General features: G+C 65.3%; 12 protein-coding genes and 3 pseudogenes. 11 read left to right on the forward strand and 4 right to left on the reverse strand.

Annotated features, from left to right (window positions below; genetic code table 11):
* Positions 1-11: 11 nt before the first annotated feature.
* The 7 genes and pseudogenes from ACVIJ6_RS29260 to ACVIJ6_RS29290 form a co-directional block, all read left to right on the forward strand.
* The gene (locus ACVIJ6_RS29260; RefSeq protein ID WP_456775553.1) at positions 12-1,217 is read left to right on the forward strand and encodes an amino acid ABC transporter permease; all 1,206 of its coding nucleotides are present in this window, start codon (positions 12-14) and stop codon (positions 1,215-1,217) included.
* Between the two features lie 13 nt (positions 1,218-1,230).
* On the forward strand, positions 1,231-2,751 hold the full coding sequence (locus ACVIJ6_RS29265; RefSeq protein WP_456775554.1) for an amino acid ABC transporter permease: 1,521 nt from the start codon (positions 1,231-1,233) through the stop codon (positions 2,749-2,751).
* A gap of 20 nt (positions 2,752-2,771) precedes the next feature.
* Positions 2,772-3,218, forward strand: a pseudogene (locus ACVIJ6_RS29270) (amino acid ABC transporter ATP-binding protein); the annotation flags it as partial.
* A gap of 79 nt (positions 3,219-3,297) precedes the next feature.
* Positions 3,298-3,669 carry an IS66-like element accessory protein TnpA gene (gene tnpA / locus ACVIJ6_RS29275; RefSeq protein WP_039187448.1) on the forward strand — a complete coding sequence of 124 codons (372 nt, stop codon included), beginning with the start codon at positions 3,298-3,300 and terminating at the stop codon, positions 3,667-3,669.
* Positions 3,666-4,016 carry an IS66 family insertion sequence element accessory protein TnpB gene (gene tnpB, locus ACVIJ6_RS29280; RefSeq protein WP_456772120.1) on the forward strand — a complete coding sequence of 117 codons (351 nt, stop codon included), beginning with the start codon at positions 3,666-3,668 and terminating at the stop codon, positions 4,014-4,016. Before tnpA ends, tnpB begins: the two co-directional genes overlap by 4 nt.
* 59 nt (positions 4,017-4,075) lie before the next feature.
* On the forward strand, positions 4,076-5,683 hold the full coding sequence (tnpC, locus tag ACVIJ6_RS29285) for an IS66 family transposase (protein ID WP_456772119.1): 1,608 nt from the start codon (positions 4,076-4,078) through the stop codon (positions 5,681-5,683).
* A gap of 64 nt (positions 5,684-5,747) precedes the next feature.
* A pseudogene (locus ACVIJ6_RS29290) lies at positions 5,748-6,050 on the forward strand (amino acid ABC transporter ATP-binding protein); the annotation flags it as partial.
* A gap of 184 nt (positions 6,051-6,234) precedes the next feature.
* Here ACVIJ6_RS29290 and ACVIJ6_RS29295 read toward each other — a convergent pair.
* From ACVIJ6_RS29295 to ACVIJ6_RS29310, 4 genes are all read right to left on the reverse strand, one after another.
* Complete coding sequence (locus ACVIJ6_RS29295; RefSeq protein ID WP_456775555.1) at positions 6,235-7,269, reverse strand: cysteine synthase A; 1,035 nt, start codon at positions 7,267-7,269, stop codon at positions 6,235-6,237.
* An 86-nt stretch (positions 7,270-7,355) separates the two neighbouring features.
* A complete protein-coding gene (locus tag ACVIJ6_RS29300) occupies positions 7,356-8,585 on the reverse strand; it encodes an SAM-dependent methyltransferase (RefSeq protein WP_012044002.1) in 1,230 nt (409 codons plus the stop codon).
* A gap of 111 nt (positions 8,586-8,696) precedes the next feature.
* Positions 8,697-9,539 carry a DUF1365 domain-containing protein gene (locus ACVIJ6_RS29305; protein ID WP_456775556.1) on the reverse strand — a complete coding sequence of 281 codons (843 nt, stop codon included), beginning with the start codon at positions 9,537-9,539 and terminating at the stop codon, positions 8,697-8,699.
* Positions 9,540-9,546: 7 nt separating this feature from the next.
* A complete protein-coding gene (locus tag ACVIJ6_RS29310) occupies positions 9,547-10,860 on the reverse strand; it encodes an NAD(P)/FAD-dependent oxidoreductase (RefSeq protein ID WP_456775557.1) in 1,314 nt (437 codons plus the stop codon).
* Between the two features lie 297 nt (positions 10,861-11,157).
* Between ACVIJ6_RS29310 and ACVIJ6_RS29315 the strand changes: the two are divergent.
* From ACVIJ6_RS29315 to ACVIJ6_RS29330, 4 genes and pseudogenes are all read left to right on the forward strand, one after another.
* Positions 11,158-12,682, forward strand: a pseudogene (locus ACVIJ6_RS29315) (efflux transporter outer membrane subunit).
* Positions 12,672-14,090 carry an efflux RND transporter periplasmic adaptor subunit gene (locus ACVIJ6_RS29320; RefSeq protein ID WP_456775558.1) on the forward strand — a complete coding sequence of 473 codons (1,419 nt, stop codon included), beginning with the start codon at positions 12,672-12,674 and terminating at the stop codon, positions 14,088-14,090. The pseudogene ACVIJ6_RS29315 and the gene ACVIJ6_RS29320 overlap by 11 nt, the downstream one beginning before the upstream one ends.
* 27 nt (positions 14,091-14,117) lie before the next feature.
* Entirely contained in the window at positions 14,118-17,246 is a 3,129-nt protein-coding gene (locus ACVIJ6_RS29325) for an efflux RND transporter permease subunit (RefSeq protein WP_456775559.1), read from the forward strand.
* Positions 17,246-20,353, forward strand: a complete 3,108-nt coding sequence (locus tag ACVIJ6_RS29330) for an efflux RND transporter permease subunit (protein WP_456775560.1) — start codon at positions 17,246-17,248, stop codon at positions 20,351-20,353. The genes ACVIJ6_RS29325 and ACVIJ6_RS29330 overlap by 1 nt, the downstream gene beginning before the upstream one ends.
* The last annotated feature ends 33 nt before the right edge of the window (positions 20,354-20,386 follow it).

The raw sequence follows: 20,386 nt of genomic DNA on the forward strand, positions 1-20,386 counted from the left end.
GGCTGCGGCGAATGAGTATCGAAGCGAGGCTACCGCCTGCGCAATATGGGCTTCGTTTGAAGCGCATGCTCGGAGGAAAGGCAGGATGGAACGGTGTGATCCTGCAGATTCTGTTCGTCGCAGTCCTGGTGTGGGTTGGCTACGAGATCGTAGCCAACGCCCGCAGCAATCTCGCGGCCCAACGCATCACGTCGGGCTTCGGATTTCTCAACAACACGGCCGGGTTCGACGTGAACCAGGCCCTGATCAGCTACTCCGGCTCGGACAGCTATAGCCGCGTGCTGCTGGTCGGCATCCTCAATACGTTGCTGGTCTCCGTGATCGGCATCGTCCTGTCGACCATCCTCGGCTTCCTGGTCGCGCTCGGCCGGTTGTCGCCCAATGTGCTGCTGTCGCGGGTTTCAGGCGCCTATGTCGAGCTGATCCGGAACCTGCCTTTGCTGTTCCAGATCCTGTTCTGGTATCTCGCGGTGCTGTCGGCGCTGCCGGGGCCGCGTCAGAGCATCTCGCTGTTTTCGACCTTCTTTCTGAACAATCGCGGTTTCATCGTTCCGCGCCCGATCGAGGAGCCCGGCCTGACGCCGTTCCTGATCGCGCTCGGGGCCGCGATCGTGGTCTCCCTCGGTCTGCGCTATTATGCGCGGCGTGAGCTGTTCGTGCGCGGCCATGCGATGCGCATCTGGCCTTACGTGCTCGGCTTGCTGGTCGGCCTGCCGCTGGTTGCGATGCTGATGTTCGGAGCGCCCGTTGCCTTCGAGGTTCCGGTGCTGAAAGGCTTCAACTTCGCCGGCGGCTCGCGCATCATCCCCGAGCTCGTTGCGCTGACCGTGGCGCTGACGATGTACACGGCCTCGTTCATCGCCGAGGTGGTGCGCGGCGGCATCCTCTCGGTGCATAAGGGGCAGATGGAAGCGGGCCTGTCGCTGGGCCTCAGCCGCGGCACGGTGCTGCGCCTGATCGTGGTGCCGCAGGCGCTGCGGGTGATCCTGCCGCCATTGACCAACCAATATCTTAACCTGACGAAGAACTCGTCGCTCGCCGTCGCGATCGGCTATCCCGATCTCGTCTCGGTGTTTGCCGGCACGACGATGAGCCAGACCGGCCAGGCCATCGAGATCATCGCGATCACGATGGGCGTCTATCTGGCGATTTCGCTGATCACGAGCGCGATGATGAGCTTCTACAGCTGGCGACTTGGCAAGAGACTTGGCGCATGAAGAGACTTGGCGCATGACCGATATCACAGCCTCCACCTTCATTCGCCAGGACATGGCCGGCGAACGGCCGGCACCGGTCAAGACCACGGGTTTCACGGGCTTCGTCCGCACCCGGCTGTTGAATTCGCCGACCAACATCCTGCTCACTTTGGTGAGCGCCTTGTTGATCTGGTTCACGGTGATCCCGGCGCTCAAGTTCCTGCTGGTGGATGCCGTCTGGGTCGGCAAGGATCGCGAAGCCTGTCTTGCGCAGAACGTCGGCCATGCCGTCGGCGCCTGCTGGCCCTATGTCACCGCGAAGTTCGGCCAGTTCATGTACGGCTTCTATCCCGACGCCGAGCGCTGGCGGGTCAACCTGACCTATGGGCTGGCCGTGGTGCTGCTGGTGCCGCTCTTGATCCCGCGCCTGCCGGCAAAGGGGCTCAACGCCGGCCTGTTCTTCTTCGCGCTTCCGGTGGTCGCATTCTTCCTGCTCTATGGCGGGGGATTGTCGGGCTTCGGCGTGAGCTGGAGCGCGGCCACGCTGCAGCTGTTCGCGGAGAGCGTCGACACCGCCGGCAACGCCCTGGTTCGCGGCGGTGCCAACCTTCCGGTCGTCGGCATGCTGTTGTGGCTGCTCGGCAAGCTCGTCGTTTTGATCGGCATGCTGGCGTCGTTGCTGATCTGGCCGCTGGTCTGGCTTCGCGATCAGCTGCAGGCCTCGCATCAGCCGGTCTGGACCGATCTCGCTTTGACCGCGATCGTGGTCACGGCGCTGGTGTTCGTCATCGGCGGCGGCAGCAGGGCGCTGCGCAGCGTCGTCGCCACCGCCGCGACCTTCGCCGGCATCGCGCTCGTCATCGCCATCATGGGCCTCGATCGTGGCGGACTTCCGATCGTTGACACCCGGCTCTGGGGCGGCATGCTGGTCACCCTGGTCGTCTCGGTGATCGGCATCGTCGCCTCGATGCCGATCGGCATCGCGCTGGCGCTCGGCCGCCGTTCGACGATCCCGCTGATCCGGCTGTTCTCGATCGCCTTCATCGAGCTCGTGCGCGGCGTGCCGCTGATCACGGTGTTGTTCTTCGCCACCTACATGCTGCCGTTGTTCCTGCCCGGCAACATGCGCATCGACGGACTGGTGCGGGCGCTGGTCGGCGTGGCGCTGTTCTCCGGGGCCTACATGGCGGAGGTGATCCGCGGCGGCCTGCAGGCGATTCCGCGGGGGCAGGCGGAGGCGGCGAGCGCGCTCGGCCTGTCCTGGTGGAAGACGACGAGCTTCATCGTGCTGCCGCAGGCGCTGCGCCACGTCATTCCGGGCATCGTCAACAGCTTCATCTCGCTGTTCAAGGACACCTCGCTGGTGTCGATCGTGGCGCTATTCGACTTGCTCGGCAGCCTCAAGGCGTCGTTCGCCGATCCGGTCTGGGCGACGCCGACGACCGCGTTCACGGGGTTCGCCTTCACCGGGCTGATCTACTTCGTCTTCTGCTTCGGCATGTCACGCTACTCCCTGCTGGTCGAGCGCCGCCTGAACGCGCACCGGCGTCATTGAGATCATCGAGCAAGATACAAATGACCGCAAATTCGATCGTCAGCATTTCCGGCCTCAACAAATGGTACGGCGAATTCCACGTCCTGCGTGACATCAATCTCGCCGTCGCAAAGGGCGAGCGCATCGTGATATGCGGGCCCTCGGGCTCCGGCAAATCGACCCTGATCCGCTGCATCAACGCGCTGGAGGAGTTTCAGGAAGGCGACATCAATGTCGATGGCATCGATCTCGGACCGAATCTCAAGCGGGTCGACGAGGTTCGGCGCGAGGTCGGCATGGTGTTCCAGAGCTTCAACCTGTTCCCGCATCTGACCGTGCTGGAGAACTGCACCCTGGCGCCGATCTGGGTGCGCAATGTTCCGCAGAAGGAGGCCGAGGCGACCGCGATGAAGTTCCTGGAACGGGTCAAGATCCCGCACCAGGCGCAGAAATATCCCGGGCAGATGTCAGGCGGTCAGCAGCAGCGCGGTAAGCCCCCGGTGACGGCCACCTTGCGTCGGCAGTGAGGCTTCGCGAAGCCATAGGACTAGTCCTGGAGCTAGTCCTATGGCCAAAGCGGAAGTTGAAGTGATCACGTCGGAGCGGCGACGGCGGCATTGGTCGCGGGCTGACAAGGAGCGCATCGTCGCTGCAGCGTTGCAGCCGGGTGCGACGATCCTGGGCGTGGCGCGCGCGTTTGGTGTGCATTCCAGCCAGGTGTTCCGCTGGCGCCAGCAGCTGTGCGGCGAGGAGACTGCCGTGCCCGGCTTCGCCGCTGTGACGATTGCAGCCGATCCCGATCTTCACGCAGCGGCAGCTCCGCCTCAGGGGCTGATCGAAGTCGAGATCGGGACTGAGACCAAGATCCGGATCAGCGGCGCGGCGGATGCCGCGACGGTGACGGCGGTGATCACGGCGCTCCGGGCGGGCTCGCGATGACGATCCCGATCCCTTCCGGCACACAGGTCTGGCTGGCGACCGGCCATACCGACATGCGCAAGGGCTTCGACGGCCTGGGGCTGCTGGTCCAGGAGACCTTGAAGCGCGATCCGCATGGCGGCCATCTGTTCGTGTTCCGCGGCCGCAGCGGCGGGCTGATCAAGGTGCTGTGGCACGACGGCCAGGGCATGTGCCTGTTCGCCAAGCGGCTGGAGCGCGGCCGCTTCATCTGGCCACAGGCTGTTGACGGAGCGGTGACGATCACGCCGGCCCAGCTCGGCTATCTGCTCGAAGGCATCGACTGGCGGCATCCGCAGCGGACGTGGCGCCCGGAAGCTGTTGGTTGAGGGCTCGAACGTCACGGCACTGATGCGTGCCGGGCGGAGCTGTGATTCCATCTTCTGTGATGATCACAGCCGATTCGCTCCCTGATGATGTCGCGACGCTGAAGGCGCTGGTGCTCGCCGGCCAGGCGGCCAAGCTTGCGGCGGAAGCCAAGGCACGCAATCTCGAAGCCGAGGTCCGCGCCCGCACGCTGCTGATCGAGCAGATGAAGTTCACGATCGCCAAGCTCAAGCACGAACAGCACGGCCAATCCTCCGAGCGCGCCTCGGTGCTCGATCAGCTCGAGCTGGAACTCGCCGACCTCGAGGAGGATGCATCGGAGGCCGAAGCCGATGCGCAGCTGGCAGGCGAACGCGCTAAGGCCGCGAAGATAGACGTGCAGCCATTCGAGCGGCGGCGTCCGGCGCGGCGGCCGCTGCCCGAAGACCTGCCGCGGGAGCGCGTCGTTCATCCCGCGCCGGCCAATTGTCCATGCTGTGGCGGGGACAGGTTGCGCAAGATCGGCGAGGACGTGACCGAGACGCTGGAGCTCGTGCCGCGGCAGTGGAAGGTGATCCAGCATGTGCGTGAGAAGTTCTCCTGCCGCGCCTGCGAGGCGATCAGCCAGCCGCCGGCGCCGTTCCATCCGATCTCGCGCGGGCGCGCTGGACCGCGTCTGCTCGCGCACATCCTATTCGCCAAATACGGCTTGCACCTGCCCCTCAACCGGCAGAGCACGACGTATGCGCACGAAGGTGTGATGCTGGACGTCTCCACGCTGGCCGACTGGGTCGGCGCGGCGGCGGCGACATTGATGCCGCTGGTCGATGCGATCAAGGCGCATGTCCTCGCTGCCGAGCGCATCCATGCCGACGACACCACGGTGCCGGTTCTGGCCAAGGGCGAGACGCGCACGGGGCGCGTCTGGACCTATGTGCGCGACGATCGGCCCTTCGCCGGGCACGCGCCGCCGGCCGCCTTGTTCTTCTACTCGCCCGACCGCTCCGGCACCCATCCAGAGGCGCATCTTGCGACCTATGCTGGACCGATGCAGGCGGATGCCTATGCCGGCTTCAACAGGCTCTACGATCCATCGCGGAAGCCGGGCCCGATCATCGAGGTCGGCTGCTGGGCGCATGCACGGCGCAAGTTCTTCGAGATCGCACGGCTGAAGAAGGCGCCGATCGCGATCGAAGCGATCGCGAAGATCGACGCTCTGTTTGCGATCGAGCGCGAGATCAACGGTCTGCCGGCCCAAGAGCGCAAAGCCGCGCGCCATGCGCGCAGCCGCCCGCTGGTCGATGAGCTTCATGCCTTCCTGCACGAGCGCCGCACCAAGCTCTCCGGCAAGAGCGAGACCGCCAAGGCGATCGACTACAGCCTCAAGCGCTGGGAGGTGTTCACGCGCTTCATCGACGATGGCCGGCTGTGCATGACCAACAACGCGGCCGAACGCGAGCTGCGCGCCGTGGCCGTCGGCCGCAAGAACTGGACCTTCGCCGGCTCCGACGATGGCGGCCGCCGTGCTGCCGCCATCTACACCCTGATCCAGACCGCCAAGCTCAACAACCTCGACCCGCAGGCGTGGCTTGCCGACGTCCTCGCCAGGTTGCCCGATCATCCGGCCAGCAGGATCGCAGACCTGCTGCCCTGGAGCTGGAAGCACACCGCCATCCCTGCCGCTGCCTGATCGCTCCGATCAATCGTCCATCCGCGCGGGCTACTCCGCCTGCGGTCTTCACCGGATGCGTACGCAGCGCGTCGCCATCGCGCGGGCGCTGACCATGAACCCGAAAGTCATGCTGTTCGACGAGCCGACCTCGGCGCTCGATCCCGAGATGGTCAAGGAGGTGCTCGATACAATGGTCGACCTTGCCCAGGAGGGGATGACCATGCTGGTGGTGACGCACGAGATGGGCTTTGCCCGCGAGGTCGCCAATCGCGTCGTGTTCATGGACGCCGGCCAGATCATCGAGTCCAATACGCCGCAGGAATTCTTCGCCAACCCGCAGCACGCGCGCAGCAAGCTGTTCCTGAGCCAGATCCTGCGGCATTGATGAAGAGGCGAATCGGGAGTGGGGAATAGCGAATAGGGAGTTGCGAATCGCGGATGAAGCAAGGATCTCACTCGCTACTCGCTACTCGCTACTCGCTACTCGCTACTCGCTACTCGCTACTCGCTACTCGCTACTCGCTACTCGCTACTCGCTACTCGCTACTCGCTACTCGCTACTCGCTGTCTCACACGAATGGCGGCCTGATCGCGCTGCGCTGCTCCAGCCAGGTCGGGACCGGCAGGTTCTTCGCGCGCATGAAGCTGGGATTGTAGAGCTTCGACTGATAGCGATTGCCGGGGTCGCACAGGATGGTCACGATGGTGTGGCCCGGGCCGAGCTGCTTCGCAAGCTGCACCGCGCCGGCGATGTTGACGCCGCTTGAGCCGCCGAGGCACAGGCCTTCGTGCTGCAGCAAGTCGTAGATGGTGTTGACGGCGTCCTCATCCGAAATCAGGAAGGCGGTGTCCACCTTCGCGGTCTCGATCACCGGCGTGACGCGGCCGATGCCGATGCCTTCGGTGATGGAATCGCCGGGCGTGGATTTGACTTCACCGGTCCTGAACCAATTGTACATGGCAAAGCCATGCGGATCGGCACAGGCGATGACGATGCTGCTGTTCTTCTCTTTCAGATAGCGGCTCGTGCCGGCCAGTGTCCCGCCGGTGCCCACCGCGGAAACGAAGCCGTCGACCTTGCCGCCGGTCTGCTCCCAGATCTCGGGCCCGGTCGATTCGTAATGCGCCTTGGCGTTGTCGAGATTGTTCCACTGGTCGGCGAACAACACGCCGTTCGGCTCGGTCTTGCGCAGTTCGTCGGCGAGCCGGCGGCCGACATGCGCATAATTGTTCGGATTGTTGAACGGCAGGGCCGGCACCTCGATCAGCTCGGCGCCGCACAGCCGCAGCATGTCCTTCTTTTCCTGGCTCTGCGTCTCCGGGATCACGATCAGGGTGCGGTAGCCGCGCGCGCTGGCGACCACGGCAAGACCGATGCCGGTGTTGCCGGCGGTCGATTCGACCACGAGTCCGCCGGGCTTGAGATCGCCGCGCTTCTCGGCCTCAAGGATCATCCATTTGCCGGCGCGGTCCTTGACCGACTGGCCTGGATTCATGAACTCGGCTTTGCCGAGAATGGTGCAGCCCGTCGCTTCAGAGGCGCGCTTCAGCTTGATCAGGGGCGTGTTGCCGATCGCCGCAACGACGTCGTTTCTTATGGCCATGTCGAAAATACCTTGGGCAGCTTTCCTCAACCAGATCTAGTATGACCCTAGCCTAGTCTCCAGTGCGGCGTAAGCCGCGCATTCTGCTACCCTGACTTGGCGAAAACGACCTGTCGGACGTCGATGTTCCCGGAAAGGAAACCGGCCTCGCAATAGGAGAGATAGTATTCCCACAATCGCCGGAAGCGCTCATCGAAGCCGGACGGTGTGAGGTCCGGCCAGGCCGCACGGAAATTGCTTCGCCAGATCGCGAGCGTTTTGGCATAATCTTGCCCGAAGATGCGCTCCCGAATAACGGGAATTCCAAATCGCTCACCCAGCGACTTCAGGATCTGCGGCGTCGGCAGCATGCCGCCGGGAAACACGTAGCGCTGGATGAAGTCGACTTCGCGCCGATAATGGTGAAACAGATTGTCCTGGATGGTGATCGCCTGGACGCCAACGAGGCCGCCGGGCAGCAACCGATCTCGCAATTGCGAAAAGTATTTGGGCCAGAACTGCTCGCCGACCGCCTCGATCATTTCGATCGAGGCGATCCGGTCATAGCGGTCGCGCTCGTCGCGATAATCCTGCAGGCGGATCTCGACCTTGTCGGCGAGGCCCGCTTCGTGGATGCGGCGCTGCGCGAAATCGCGCTGCTGCTGGCTGATGGTCAGGCCGACCACCTTGGTGCCGAATGTCTTGGCGGCATACTCGGCGAAACCGCCCCAGCCGCAGCCGATCTCGAGCAGCGTCTGGCCGGGCTTGAGATCGATCGCCTCGGCGAGCCGCTTGTATTTGTTGGTCTGCGCCGCCGTGAGGTCGGTCGTATGCTCCTCGAACAGCGCCGAGGAATAGGTCATGCTCGGGTCGAGCCAGGCCGAATAGAACGCATTGCCGATGTCGTAATGGGCGTAGATGTTGCGGCGTGCCTGGCGCTTGGTGTTGCGATTGAACCAGTGCCGCACCAGCTGGGCAAACCGGATCAGCGGCTTGTCCTCGAGCATCGATTGCAGCAAATGCTGGTTCACGCAGAACAGATACAGAAACTGCGTCAGGTCCGGCGTATCCCAGTCGCCGTTCAGGTAGGCCTCGGCAATTCCGATATCGCCGCCATTGATGAGGCGCGATGCGAAGCCGTAATTGGCCAGGATCATCGCGGCCGCCGGTCCGGGCTCCGCACCGCCGAGCCGGATGATGCGACCGTCGGGCAGGGTGACGTCGAGCGTGCCTTTCCTCAGTCGGGAGCCGAATCCCAGAGCCAGGCGGGGTAGGCGGGGAAGATCGGCAAGCACCTTGTCGACGGTGTCGGGGGTAACAGGGATGACGTCCGGCATGGCAGGTCCATTCACGCAAACGGCTCCGCGGTCCCGCCTCAGGCGCGGCTGGCCGACGCAGCAGCTGTTCGCGCCTGGATGAGGGGATCAGAGCGCGCCGACGGTTTCCAGTCAGCGCCGAGATATATAACCGTGGCTGTCGTTTCTCGCCAAGCCGGTATCGGTTCCATCGGCCGCAATGTCGCCGCGCGGAACGAGGCGGACGCCCTTTGCCCACAGCCGCAGCGCCTCCCAATGGATGGCGCCGAAGATCTTCAGGGTCACGAGCGGAAGCGAGAGCAAGGCCGCGAGCAGGGAGTTCGTGGTCAGAGCGCGCCGCCGGCCGAAGAACGTCGCCGCGAGCAGCGGCCCGCCGCCGCCGGTTTCCAGAATTCGCAACTTGACGTTTTCGGCGGGGGGCGAGATCCGGAAATGATAGCGCATCGCCATGTCAATGAACGGTGAGACATAGAACGTCTTGTCCTGCTGCTGACGCAGCCCGGCCGTCGACAATTGATCCGGCTCGACCGGCAGCAAATAGGGCTTGATCTCGCCGAAGGTGTTGCGCACCTCGTAGATCATCAGCGCCAGGGTGCCGTCGCTCCGATAGCAGAAATAGACCGAGAGCGGATTGAAGACGTAACCCAGCAGCCGCGGATAGCACAGCAGCACGACGCGGCCGCCCGAGAGATCGATGCCGTGCTCCGCCGCCCGCGCCTGCACATAAGCGAGCAGCGGCGAGCCGTCACGCAGGCCATGATCGCGTTCGTGAAAGCTGTAGAGCGCGCGCCGGTTGACCCCGAACAGCGGCGACTGCCGGTCAGCTTCGCCGAGCCGGCCGAGGTCGATCAGCAGGTTCATCACGCGATATTGGAAGCGATGCGGGACCGGCCGCATCCGCGCATGCATGACGTCACCGACATAGAGCGTGGCCGCCGCCGGCCGATCGCGTGATCCGGACTGATCGATTTGCATATCGCCTCTATTCCGCGGCCTCGGCGAGCTCCGTCGGAAGTCCCCGCCAGGGCACGGTCGCGCCGAGCGCCTCGGCCACAGCGAGGCCCGAACGCAACCCGTCCTCGTGGAAACCATAACCCGTCCAGGCCCCGCAGAACCAGGTGTGGCGTTGCCCCTGGATCGCCGCCAGACGCTTCTGCGCCGCAAAAGCGGCCGCCGTGTATTGCGGGTGCTCACAGACGTATTTGCCGAAGGTTAGCTCCGGCGCCGGAGCAAAGGGCGGGTTGAGGCTCACGAACAGCGGCTTGTCGTGGTCGATACCCTGCAGATTGTTCATCCAATAGGTCACCGCGACGTCGTTCATCGGCACGCCCTCGCGCTGCCAGCGCAGGAAATTCCAGGACGCCCAGGCGCGGCGCCGCTTCGGCATCAGCCTGGCGTCGCGATGCAGATAGATCGTGTTGGGCGAGTATTTGATTGCGCCGAGAATGCTGCGCTCCTGCTCGTCGGCATCGGCCAGCATCGCAAGCGCCTGATCGCTATGGGCGGCGATCACGACATGATCGAAGGTGTCGCGATGGCCGCTGCTGTCCGCCACGACCACGCCCTGTCCACTGCGCTCGATGCTGGTGACGGCGCTGCCGAGCCGGATCTGGTTGCGATAGGAGGCCGTCAGCTTCTCGACATATTGGCGGCTGCCGCCCTTAACGGTTCGCCAGACCGGACGGTCATACTGCAGCAATCGGTGATTGCTGAAGAAGGCCACGAAATTCTCGGCGGGAAAATCCAGCATCTCTGATGCAGGCGCAGACCAGATCGCAGCCCCCATGGGAGCCAGATAGTCGGTCAGCAGCCGTGGCGCGAAATGATTGCGCCGGAAATAGTCGCCGAGCGTCAGCCCCTGCAGGCGGCCGGCCTTGAAGTCGGCGACGCTTTGCTCGTTGAAGGTCAGGATGTCCCGCAGCATCCACAGATAGGACGTCGAGAGCAGGTTGCGCGGCTGGGCGAACAGTCCTTTGGCGGTATCGAGCCAGCTATCGCCGCCGCCCTTCCACTCGAAGCGGCCCGCATCCGCCGTCACTGCGAAGCTCATGCTGCTGGCGACCGTCTCGACCCCGAGATGATCGAACATGGCGGTCAATTCCGGATAATTCAGCTCATTGTAGACAATGAAGCCGATGTCGACAGCGACGACGGTGCCATCATAGTCGATCGTTATGGTGTGACTATGGCCGCCCGGACGGAGATCTCGCTCGTAGACGGTGATCGGATAACGCTTCGCCAAGGACCAGGCAGCGGCATTTCCCGCAATGCCCGTTCCAACCACCGCAACTCGCATGAATAGCCCCCCCCTGAAGTTCACATGCAAGTTACGGAGCCCCTGCCAATGGGTTTCACCCTGCGCTCCGCGCGTCACACCCGTCGAAAATGCCAGCCGAGAGATGAAATCTTGGTAAGGCGCGCGCCCTGAACTCGCACCCGGTCGCGCAGAAAATCCGCTGATTTACGGGAGATTCGTCGATCCGGCCGTCCAGATCGGCGTCGTAGCGGAACGGGGCAGGGGGCCCGCGGGGCTGTCCGGCGCCGTGGGGGGCGGCTAGAATGAGTCGTAAGACGACAGGGAAGCATCACGCCAGTGTCCATCGTGCAGATCGCCGTCGACGAGCCTCGCCGCGCGCCCGCTGAGACGCGGACCGTTGCCGGGAAGCGGGAGAGCCGCGTGTCCGCGGGCCTGCGGCATTTCGTCCGCTGGTTCGCGGCGATCGGTCTGGCGGTCAACGCCGCTGGCTGCCTGCTGACGCAGGACATTCCGGATCCGGCCCTCGACATTCCCAACCGGTACAAGTCGGGCCGCCGGCGCGGACATGGCTGCGCCGCCGACGCTCGACTGGTGGCGGGGCTTCGGCTCCCGTGAGCTGACTCAGCTGATGGAGGAGGCGCAAAGCGTCAACCTCGACATCGCCGCCGCCGTCGCGCGCTTCCGGCAGGCTGACGCGCTGGCGCGGCAGGCCGGCGCGGCGCTGCTGCCGAGCCTGTCCACGACCGGCCAGGAGACCTATTCGCGCACGTCGGGCTCGAGCTCGAGCGGGCTCACCAATGGCGGCCGCGAGGTCGTCAATTATCAGGCCTCGCTGTCGGCAAGCTATCAGCTCGACTTCTTCGGCCAGAATCGCGACGCCCTGCAGGCCGCGGAGGAGACGGCGGTCGCCAACCGTTTCGACCGCGACGTCACCCAGCTGACGACACTGGCCACGGTCGCCAACGCCTATTTCCAGGTGCTGGCGGCGCAGGATCGGATCCGCACCGCCGAGCGCAACATCACCAACGCCACCCGCGTGCTCGACGCCATCCGTGAGCGCCAGAAGGCCGGCACCGGCAACGACCTCGACGTCGCCCAGCAGGAGAGCGTGCTTGCCAACCAGAAGGCGGCGGTGCCGCCGCTGCGTCAGACGCTCGACCAGAACGTCAATGCGCTCGCTGTCCTGGTGGCGCGATCGCCCGAGGGCATTCGCGTCAGTGGCGGCTCGCTCGACCAGATCAAGACGCCGCGGGTGACGCCGGGGCTCCCGTCCGAACTGCTGACGCAGCGGCCGGACATTCGCCGTCAGGAAGCGCAGCTGGCCTCCGCGACCGCCAATGTCGGCAGTGCGCGGGCGCAGTTCTTTCCGAGCATCCAGCTGACCGGCAATGGCGGTTACCAGAGCGCGGCACTGGTCTCGCTGTTCCAGCCGCACGCGGCATTTTTCAGCCTCGCGGGCAGCCTGACCCAGCCGATCTTTGATGGCGGCCGGATTCTCGGCAATTTCGAGAACGCAAAAGCGCGCCAGGATGAACTGCTGCAGACCTATCGCAAGACCGTCATCCAGGCCTTCACCGACGTGAACAACGCGTTGTTCGCGATCAAGCAGACGACGATCCGTTTGCAATTGCAGCGCCAGGTCGTCGCCGCCTCGCGGCGGGCCTTTGAACTGTCCGAGCAGCAGCTGCGCGCCGGCACTGCCGACATCGTGACCGTCTTGAACACGCAATTGACGCTGTTCCAGGCGGAGGACGCGTTATGGCAGGCCCAGCTGGCGCGGCTGCAGGCGTTCGTCAGCCTGTATCAGGCGCTGGGCGGCGGCTGGGAGCCGCGCATGGAGAAGTCGGCCGATGCTCTTTAAACCGGACGAGAAGGGAGCAGGAGCCGTGAAACGGGCGCGGGCCAGCGTGGCCCGGCGGCTGGTGTCGATCACGATCACGCTGCTGATCCTCGGCGGCCTTGGCTATCTCGGCTGGATGGCCATGCAGCAGAAGCAGCAGCAGGGCAACCGATTCACCCGGCCCGACCTCCCGGTGCCGGTGCTCGCGGCCTCGCCTCTCATCAAGGATGTGCCGGTCTATCTCGACGGCGTCGGCGCGGTCCGCGCCCTGAACACGGTGACGGTGCGATCGCAGGTCGACGGCAAGCTGATCGCCGTCAACTTCGTCGAGGGGCAGGACGTCAAGCAGGGCGATGTGCTCGCCGAGATCGATCCGGCCATCTATCAGGCCCAGTACGATCAGGCCGTCGCCAAGAAGGCGCAGGACGAGGCGCAGCTTGCCAACCAGAAGCTCGATCTCGCCCGCTACGAGCAACTCGCGGCCAGCAGTGCCGGCTCCAAGCAGCAGGCTGATACGCAGCGCGCCGTCGTGGCGCAGCAGCAGGCGCTGATCAAGGCCGACCAGGCGGCGATCGACAATGCCGCGGCAACGCTCAGCTACACCAAGATCGTGGCGCCGATCTCGGGCCGGGCCGGCCTGCGCCAGGTCGATCAGGGCAACATCGTCCGCTCGTCGGACGCCACCGGCCTCGTCGTCATCACCCAGCTGCAGCCGATCGCCGTGCAGTTCAGCCTGCCGCAGCAGCAGATCATGCGCGTCAATGCCGCCGCGGCCAAGGGACAGCTCGCGGTCGACGTGTTCGGCAATGACGGCGTCACCGTGATCGATACCGGTACCTTGCGCGGCATCGACAACCAGGTCGATCAGACCACCGGCACGTTGAAGCTGAAGGCGGAATTTCCAAACGCCAAATTCCAGCTGTGGCCAGGCCAGTTCGTCAATGTGCGGCTCAAGGTCGAAACGCTGGCGCAGGCGATCACCGTGCCGACCTCGGCCGTGCAGCGCGGGCCGGCAGGCACGTTCAGCTACGTCATCGGCGAAGGCGATGTCGCTTCGGCGCATCCGGTCACGGTCGTGCAGCAGAACGAGAGCGAGGCGGTGATCGCGAGCGGGCTCAGCCCGTCCGACCGGGTGGTGACGACCGGCTTCGCCAATCTCGCCGACGGCGTGAAGGTCGTGATCGGGCGCGCCGAGCAGACGCCGCAGGCCGATCTTGCGCCGCGCAAGCGTGGCCGCAACCCGCAAGCCAAGGATCAAGCGAAGGATCAAGCCAAACAGGGCAGTGCTCCGCCCGACGGCGCAGCCAAGGACGGCGAGCACAGGCGCAGGCCGCAGGGCGATGGGCAGAGCGGGCAGGGAGGCTCGGCCGGCGCGCCGCCGCCTCAGGCGGGGAGTGAGCAGGGACGTGGCGCGAGGCCGCAGCCATGACAATGACAGCGTGACGGGCAGGTCGCGATGAGCGTCTCCGAACCCTTCATTCGCCGTCCGATCGCGACCTCGCTGCTCGGCGTCGCGCTGTTGATCGGCGGCCTGCTCGGCTATCTCGCGCTGCCGGTCTCGGCGCTGCCGCAGGTCGACTTTCCCACGGTGCAGGTGACCACGCAGCTGCCGGGCGCCAGCCCCGACGTGATCGCCTCGCTGATCACGGCGCCGTTGGAACGGCAGCTCGGCCAGATCCCGTCACTGTCGGCGATGAATTCGACAAGCTCGTTCGGGGTCAGCCAGATCTCGCTGCAGTTCGACCTCGGGCGCGACATCGACGGTGCCACGCAGGATGTGCAGGCGGCGATCAACGCCGCGGCCGGCGTGCTGCCGAAATCGCTGCCTTATCCACCGACCTACGCCAAGGTCAATCCGGCCGACGCGCCGGTGATCACGCTCGCGCTGACCTCGGATACCGTCTCGCTGCGGGCGATGAGCGACATGGCTGATACGATCCTGTCCCAGCGTCTCAGCCAGGTCTCCGGCGTTGGCCGCGTTTCGGTGCTCGGCGGATTGAAACCCGCGGTGCGCGTGCAAGCCGATCTGGCGCGGCTTGCCGCCTATGGCATTTCGATGGAGGACCTGCGCGCCGCCATTGCCGGCGCCAACGTCTCCGGACCGAAGGGATCGTTGGATGGCGCGCAGCAGGCCTATTTGATCACCGCCAACGACCAGATCGCGGCCGCCGACGCCTACCGGCCGATCATCATCGCCTACCGCAACGGCTCGCCGGTCACGATCGGCGACGTCGCCACCATTGTTGACGGGCTCGAGAACGATCGGACCGGCGGCTGGTATCAGGGCGTGCCGGCCGTGATCCTCGACATTCAGCGCCAACCCGGCGCCAATGTGATCGAGGTCGTCAGGCAGATCCGCGCCGAAATCCCCAAGCTGCAGCGCACGATTCCGGCCGGCGTGAAGCTCGCCATCGTCAGCGACCGCACGGTGACCATTCGCGCCTCGGTGCATGACGTGCAGTTCACGCTGGTGCTCAGCGTGGTGCTGGTGACGCTGGTCGTGCTCCTGTTCCTGCGCTCGCTGCGCGCCACGATCATTGCCGGCGTGGCGCTGCCGCTGTCGCTGATCACGAGCTTCGGCGTGATGTATTTCGCCGGCTTCAGTCTCGACAATCTGTCGCTGATGGCGCTGACCATCGGCACCGGCTTCGTCGTCGACGACGCCATCGTGATGATCGAGAACATCGTCCGCCACATGGAGAATGGCGAGAGCGCGATGAACGCCTCGCTGCGCGGCGCCCGCGAGATCGGGTTCACGGTGATCTCGCTGACGGTGTCGCTGATCGCGGTCTTCATTCCGCTGTTGTTCATGTCTGGCCTGGTCGGCCGCATGTTCCGCGAATTCGCGCTGACCTTGACGATCGCGGTCGTGACCTCTGCCGTCGTGTCGCTGACCCTGACGCCGATGATGTGCTCGCGGCTGTTGAAGCACGCCAGCGAGGAATGGGTGCCGCCGGGGCTGAACGCGATCAGCCGCTTCATCGACCGCACGGTTGCCGTCTATCACCGCAGCCTGCTCTGGGTGCTCGACCGCCAGACCGAAACGCTGGTCGTGACCTTCGCGACCCTGGCCGCCACCTTGGCGCTCTACGTCATCGCACCGAAGGGGTTTCTGCCGCTGCAGGACACCGGCTCGATCACGGCGGTGACGGAGGCCGGCCCGGACGTCTCGTTCTCCGAAATGCAGCGACGGCAACAGGAGGTGGCGGCGGCAATCCAGGCGGACCCGGACGTGGTGGGCGTCGTCTCGGTGATCGGGGCCGGATCGGTCAACCCGACCACCAATGTCGGCCGCCTCGTGATGACCTTGAAGCCGCTCGGCGAGCGGCAGGACGGCGTGGCCGCGGTGATCGACCGGCTGAAGCAGAAGACAGCGGGCGTGCCGGGCATGACCGTGTATTTCCAGCCGGTCCAGGACGTGCAGATCTCGACCCAGGCGAGCCGGTCGCAATATCAATACACGCTGACCGGCGCCGATGCCGGCGACGTCGCGAAATGGGCCGGACAGCTGGTCGCGGAGATGCGGCGCGACCCGCTGTTCCGCGACGTCTCATCGGAAGCCCAGGAGGGCGGGCTGCGCGCGGAACTGACCATCGACCGCCAGCGCGCCGGCCAGCTCGGCGTCAGCCTGCAGGGCGTCACCGACACGCTCAACGATGCGTTTGCGCAGCGCCAGATCTCGACCATCTACGGCCAGGCCAACCAGTACCGCGTGGTACTGGAGGCGATGCCGATGTATCAGCGCGACCCTTCCATCCTGTCGAAGCTGTATCTGCCGGGCGCGGGCGGCCAGGTGCCGCTGTCGGCGGTGGCAAGCCTGAAGCGCACCACGGCGCCGCTGGCGATTTCGCATCAGGCGCAATTCCCGGCCGTGCAGCTGAGCTTTAACCTCGCGCCCGGCGTGGCGCTGAGCGAGGCGGTCGATGCGCTCCATGCCACCGAGACCCGCATCGGCATGCCCGGCAGCATCATCGGCGTCTACTCCGGCGATGCCGCCGAATTCGCCAAGTCGCTCGCCGGTCAGCCCTGGCTACTGCTGGCGGCTGTCATCACGATCTATATCGTGCTGGGTGTGCTGTATGAGAGCTACATTCATCCGATCACGATCCTCTCGACCCTGCCGTCGGCCGGCGTCGGCGCCATCCTGGCCTTGATGCTGTTCGGCCAGGATCTCTCGGTCATCGGCCTGATCGGCATCATTCTTCTGATGGGTATCGTCAAGAAGAACGCGATCATGATGATCGACTTCGCGCTGGAGGCCGAACGGCACGAGGGCCGGACGCCCACTGACGCGATCGTGCAGGCGTGCCTGTTGCGCTTCCGCCCGATCATGATGACGACGCTGGCGGCGCTATTCGGTGCGCTGCCGCTGGCGATCGAGAGCGGCACCGGCTCGGAGCTGCGCTTCCCGCTCGGCATCTCCATCATCGGCGGCCTGCTGCTCAGCCAGTTGCTGACGCTGTACACGACGCCGGTGATCTATCTCGCGCTCGACCGCCTCAACCGCCGCTTCGAGACGGCGCTGCCGCCCGCACCCAACCTGCCGTCGCCGCCGATCGCGGGCGCGACCGAAGGCATCCAGTGATGGCCTTCTCGATCTCCGAACCATTTATCCGCAGGCCGGTCGGCACCACGCTGCTCTCGATCGGCCTGTTCCTGGTCGGGATCGTCGCCTACATCTTCCTGCCTGTGGCGCCGGTGCCGAATGTCGATTTCCCTTCGATCTTCGTCACGGCATCGCGGCCCGGCGCCGACCCCTCGGTCATGGCGGGGACCGTGGCCGCACCGCTGGAGCGGCGGCTCGGCGAGATCGCGGGCGTCGACCAGATCACCTCGACAAGCTCGCTCGGCACCACCAATATCCAGATCCAGTTCTCGATCGGCCGCGATATCGACAAGGCGGCGCGTGACGTGCAGGCTGCGATCAACGCATCGCTGTCGGACCTGCCGAGCGACCTGCCGGCGCTGCCGCGCTTTCGCAAAGCCAATACGGCCGCGGCACCGGTGTTCGTGCTGGCGCTGACCTCGAAGACGATGACGCCGAGCGCGATCTACGACGTCGCCGACACCGTGGTGGCGCAGCGGCTGTTCCAGGTGCCAGGCGTCGGCAACGTCACCGTCAGCGGCGCCGACCAGCCGGCGGTGCGGATTGCGCTCAATCCGGTCTCGCTCGCCAATGCCGGGATCTCGACCGACGATGTCAGGACCGCGATCATCAATGCCAATCCGATCGGCCCGGTCGGCATCTTCGAGGGCGGGCGGCAGAGCGAGACCATCGCCATCAACCGGCAGATGCGGACCGCGGCCGAATTCCGCGACATCCTGATCAAGAGCAGCAATGGCAGCTTCGTCCGGCTGTCGGATGTCGCCGACGTCGAGGATTCCGTGCGCAATGTGCGCTCGATCGCCTGGTTCAACAAGCAGCCGGCGGTGCTGATCCAGATCGCCAAGCAGGGCGATGCCAATGTCATCGAGACCGTCGACCGGGTGAAGGCGCTGATCCCCGAGCTCAAGCAGTGGTTGCCCGCGGGCATCGAGATCTCGACCCTGATCGATCGCACCGGCACCATCCGCGCCTCGGTCGAGGACATGCAATGGACCTTGCTGGCGACCGCCGTGCTGGTGATGGTTGTGGTATTTCTGTTCCTTCGCCGTCTGGTGCCGACGGTGGCGGCCGGCGTCTCGGTGCCGCTGGCGCTGGCCGGCACCTGCGCGGCGATGTGGCTCGCCGGCTTCTCGATCGACAATCTCTCGCTGATGGCGCTCGCGATCTCCGTCGGCTTCGTCGTCGACGACGCCATCGTGATGATCGAGAACATGTACCGCAATCTCGAGCAGGGCCTGCCGCCGCTGCGCGCTGCGCTCGACGGCGCGCGCCAGATCGGCTTCACCGTGCTGTCGATCAGCCTGTCCCTGATCGCGGCCTTCGTGCCGCTGATCTTTATGGACGGCGTCGTCGGCCGCCTGCTGCGCGAGTTCTCGCTGACGCTGACCTTTGCGATCGTGGTGTCGACCCTGGTGTCGCTGACCGTCACGCCGATGATCTGCGCGCACTACATCAAGGAGACGCTCTCCGACCGCGCCAGCTGGTTCGACCGCATCGTCGAGGGCACGCTGTTGGGCATGGTCCGCTTCTACGCCTGGACCTTGCGCGGCGTGCTGGTCTACCCGTTTCTGACCCTGATCGTGTTCTTCGCCACCATCGCGCTGACGGTCACGCTCTACATCAAGGTGCCCAAGGGCTATTTCCCGACCGACGATTCCGGATTCATCATCGGCGCGACCCGCGCCTCCGCCGACATCTCGTTCCAGTCGATGCTGAGCCTACAGCAGCGGCTCGCCGACATCGTGATGGCCGATCCGGCCGTGGCAGGGATCGGCTCGACCATCGGCGGCGGTGGCGGGCCGGGCGGCGCGACGTCGAACCGCGGCACGATGTTCATCAATCTCAAGCCGCCGGCGGAGCGGGACGGTGTCTCGACCGAGCTCGTGATCAACCGTCTGCGGCGTAGCCTCGCGATGGTGCCCGGCATTCGTCTCTTCATGTTCGCCGCACAGGATGTCCGCGCCGGCGGCCGGCAGAGCGATTCAGACTATCAGTACACGCTGAGCAGTCCCGATCTCGACCTGCTGCAGAAATGGGCGCCGATCGTCGCCAAGCGGCTGGAAACGGTGGAGGGCATCACCGACATTTCCAGCGACCGCGACCCCGGCGGCCTGCAGCTGGTGCTCCGGATCGACCGGCAGAAGGCGGCGAGCCTCGGCGTGCGCGTCCAGGACATCGACACCGCCCTCAACAACGCCTTTGCACAGCGCCAGATTTCGATCGTCTACAGCCAGCGCAACCAGTACATGGTGGTGCTGGAGATCGATCCGAAATTCCAGACCGATCCCTCGAACCTCGATCGGATCTATGTGGCGGGGGCAGGGGACGCGCAGATTCCGCTCTCGGCGCTGGTGAAGGCGGAGCGAGGCCTGTCGCCGCTCGCGGTGTTTCATTCGCAGTCGTTCCCGTCCACCACCGTGTCGTTCAACCTGCTGCCCGACGTGCCGCTGCAGGCCGCGACCGCGAACATCCAGCGGGCGGTGGACGAGTTGCATATGCCGGAGGGCATCCGCGGCGGCTTCGACGGCAATGCCGGCGACTTCAACAAGGGCAGCGGCCGGCAACCGCTGCTGATCCTGTCCGCGCTGGTCGCGATGTATATCGTGCTCGGCGTGCTCTATGAGAGCCTGGCGCATCCGCTGACCATCATCTCGACCTTGCCGTCGGCGGGGCTCGGCGCGCTGCTCGCTTTGCAGGTCACCAATACGCCGCTGACCGTGATCGCCTTCGTCGGCATCATCCTCTTGATCGGCATCGTCAAGAAGAACGGCATCATGCTGGTCGACTTCGCGCTCGATGCCGAGCGGCAGCGCGGCATGTCCTCGGCTGATGCGATCTTCGAGGCCTGCCGGGTGCGCTTTCGTCCGATCCTGATGACGACCTTGGCCGCGCTGTTCGCCGGCCTGCCGCTGGTGCTCGCGACCGGGCCAGGGACCGAGCTGCGCCGGCCGCTCGGCATCACCATCATCGGCGGCCTGCTGGTGTCGCAGATCCTGACGCTCTACACGACGCCGGTCATTTATCTCCTGATCGATCGGCTGCGTCGCCGCTCGGCGCCGGAGCCGCTCGCCGCGCCGGCAGAATGAGGCGTTGTCGCGATGGTCGGGGGCGCGTATAGG

This window comes from Bradyrhizobium sp. USDA 4369 (genome assembly GCF_054056435.1).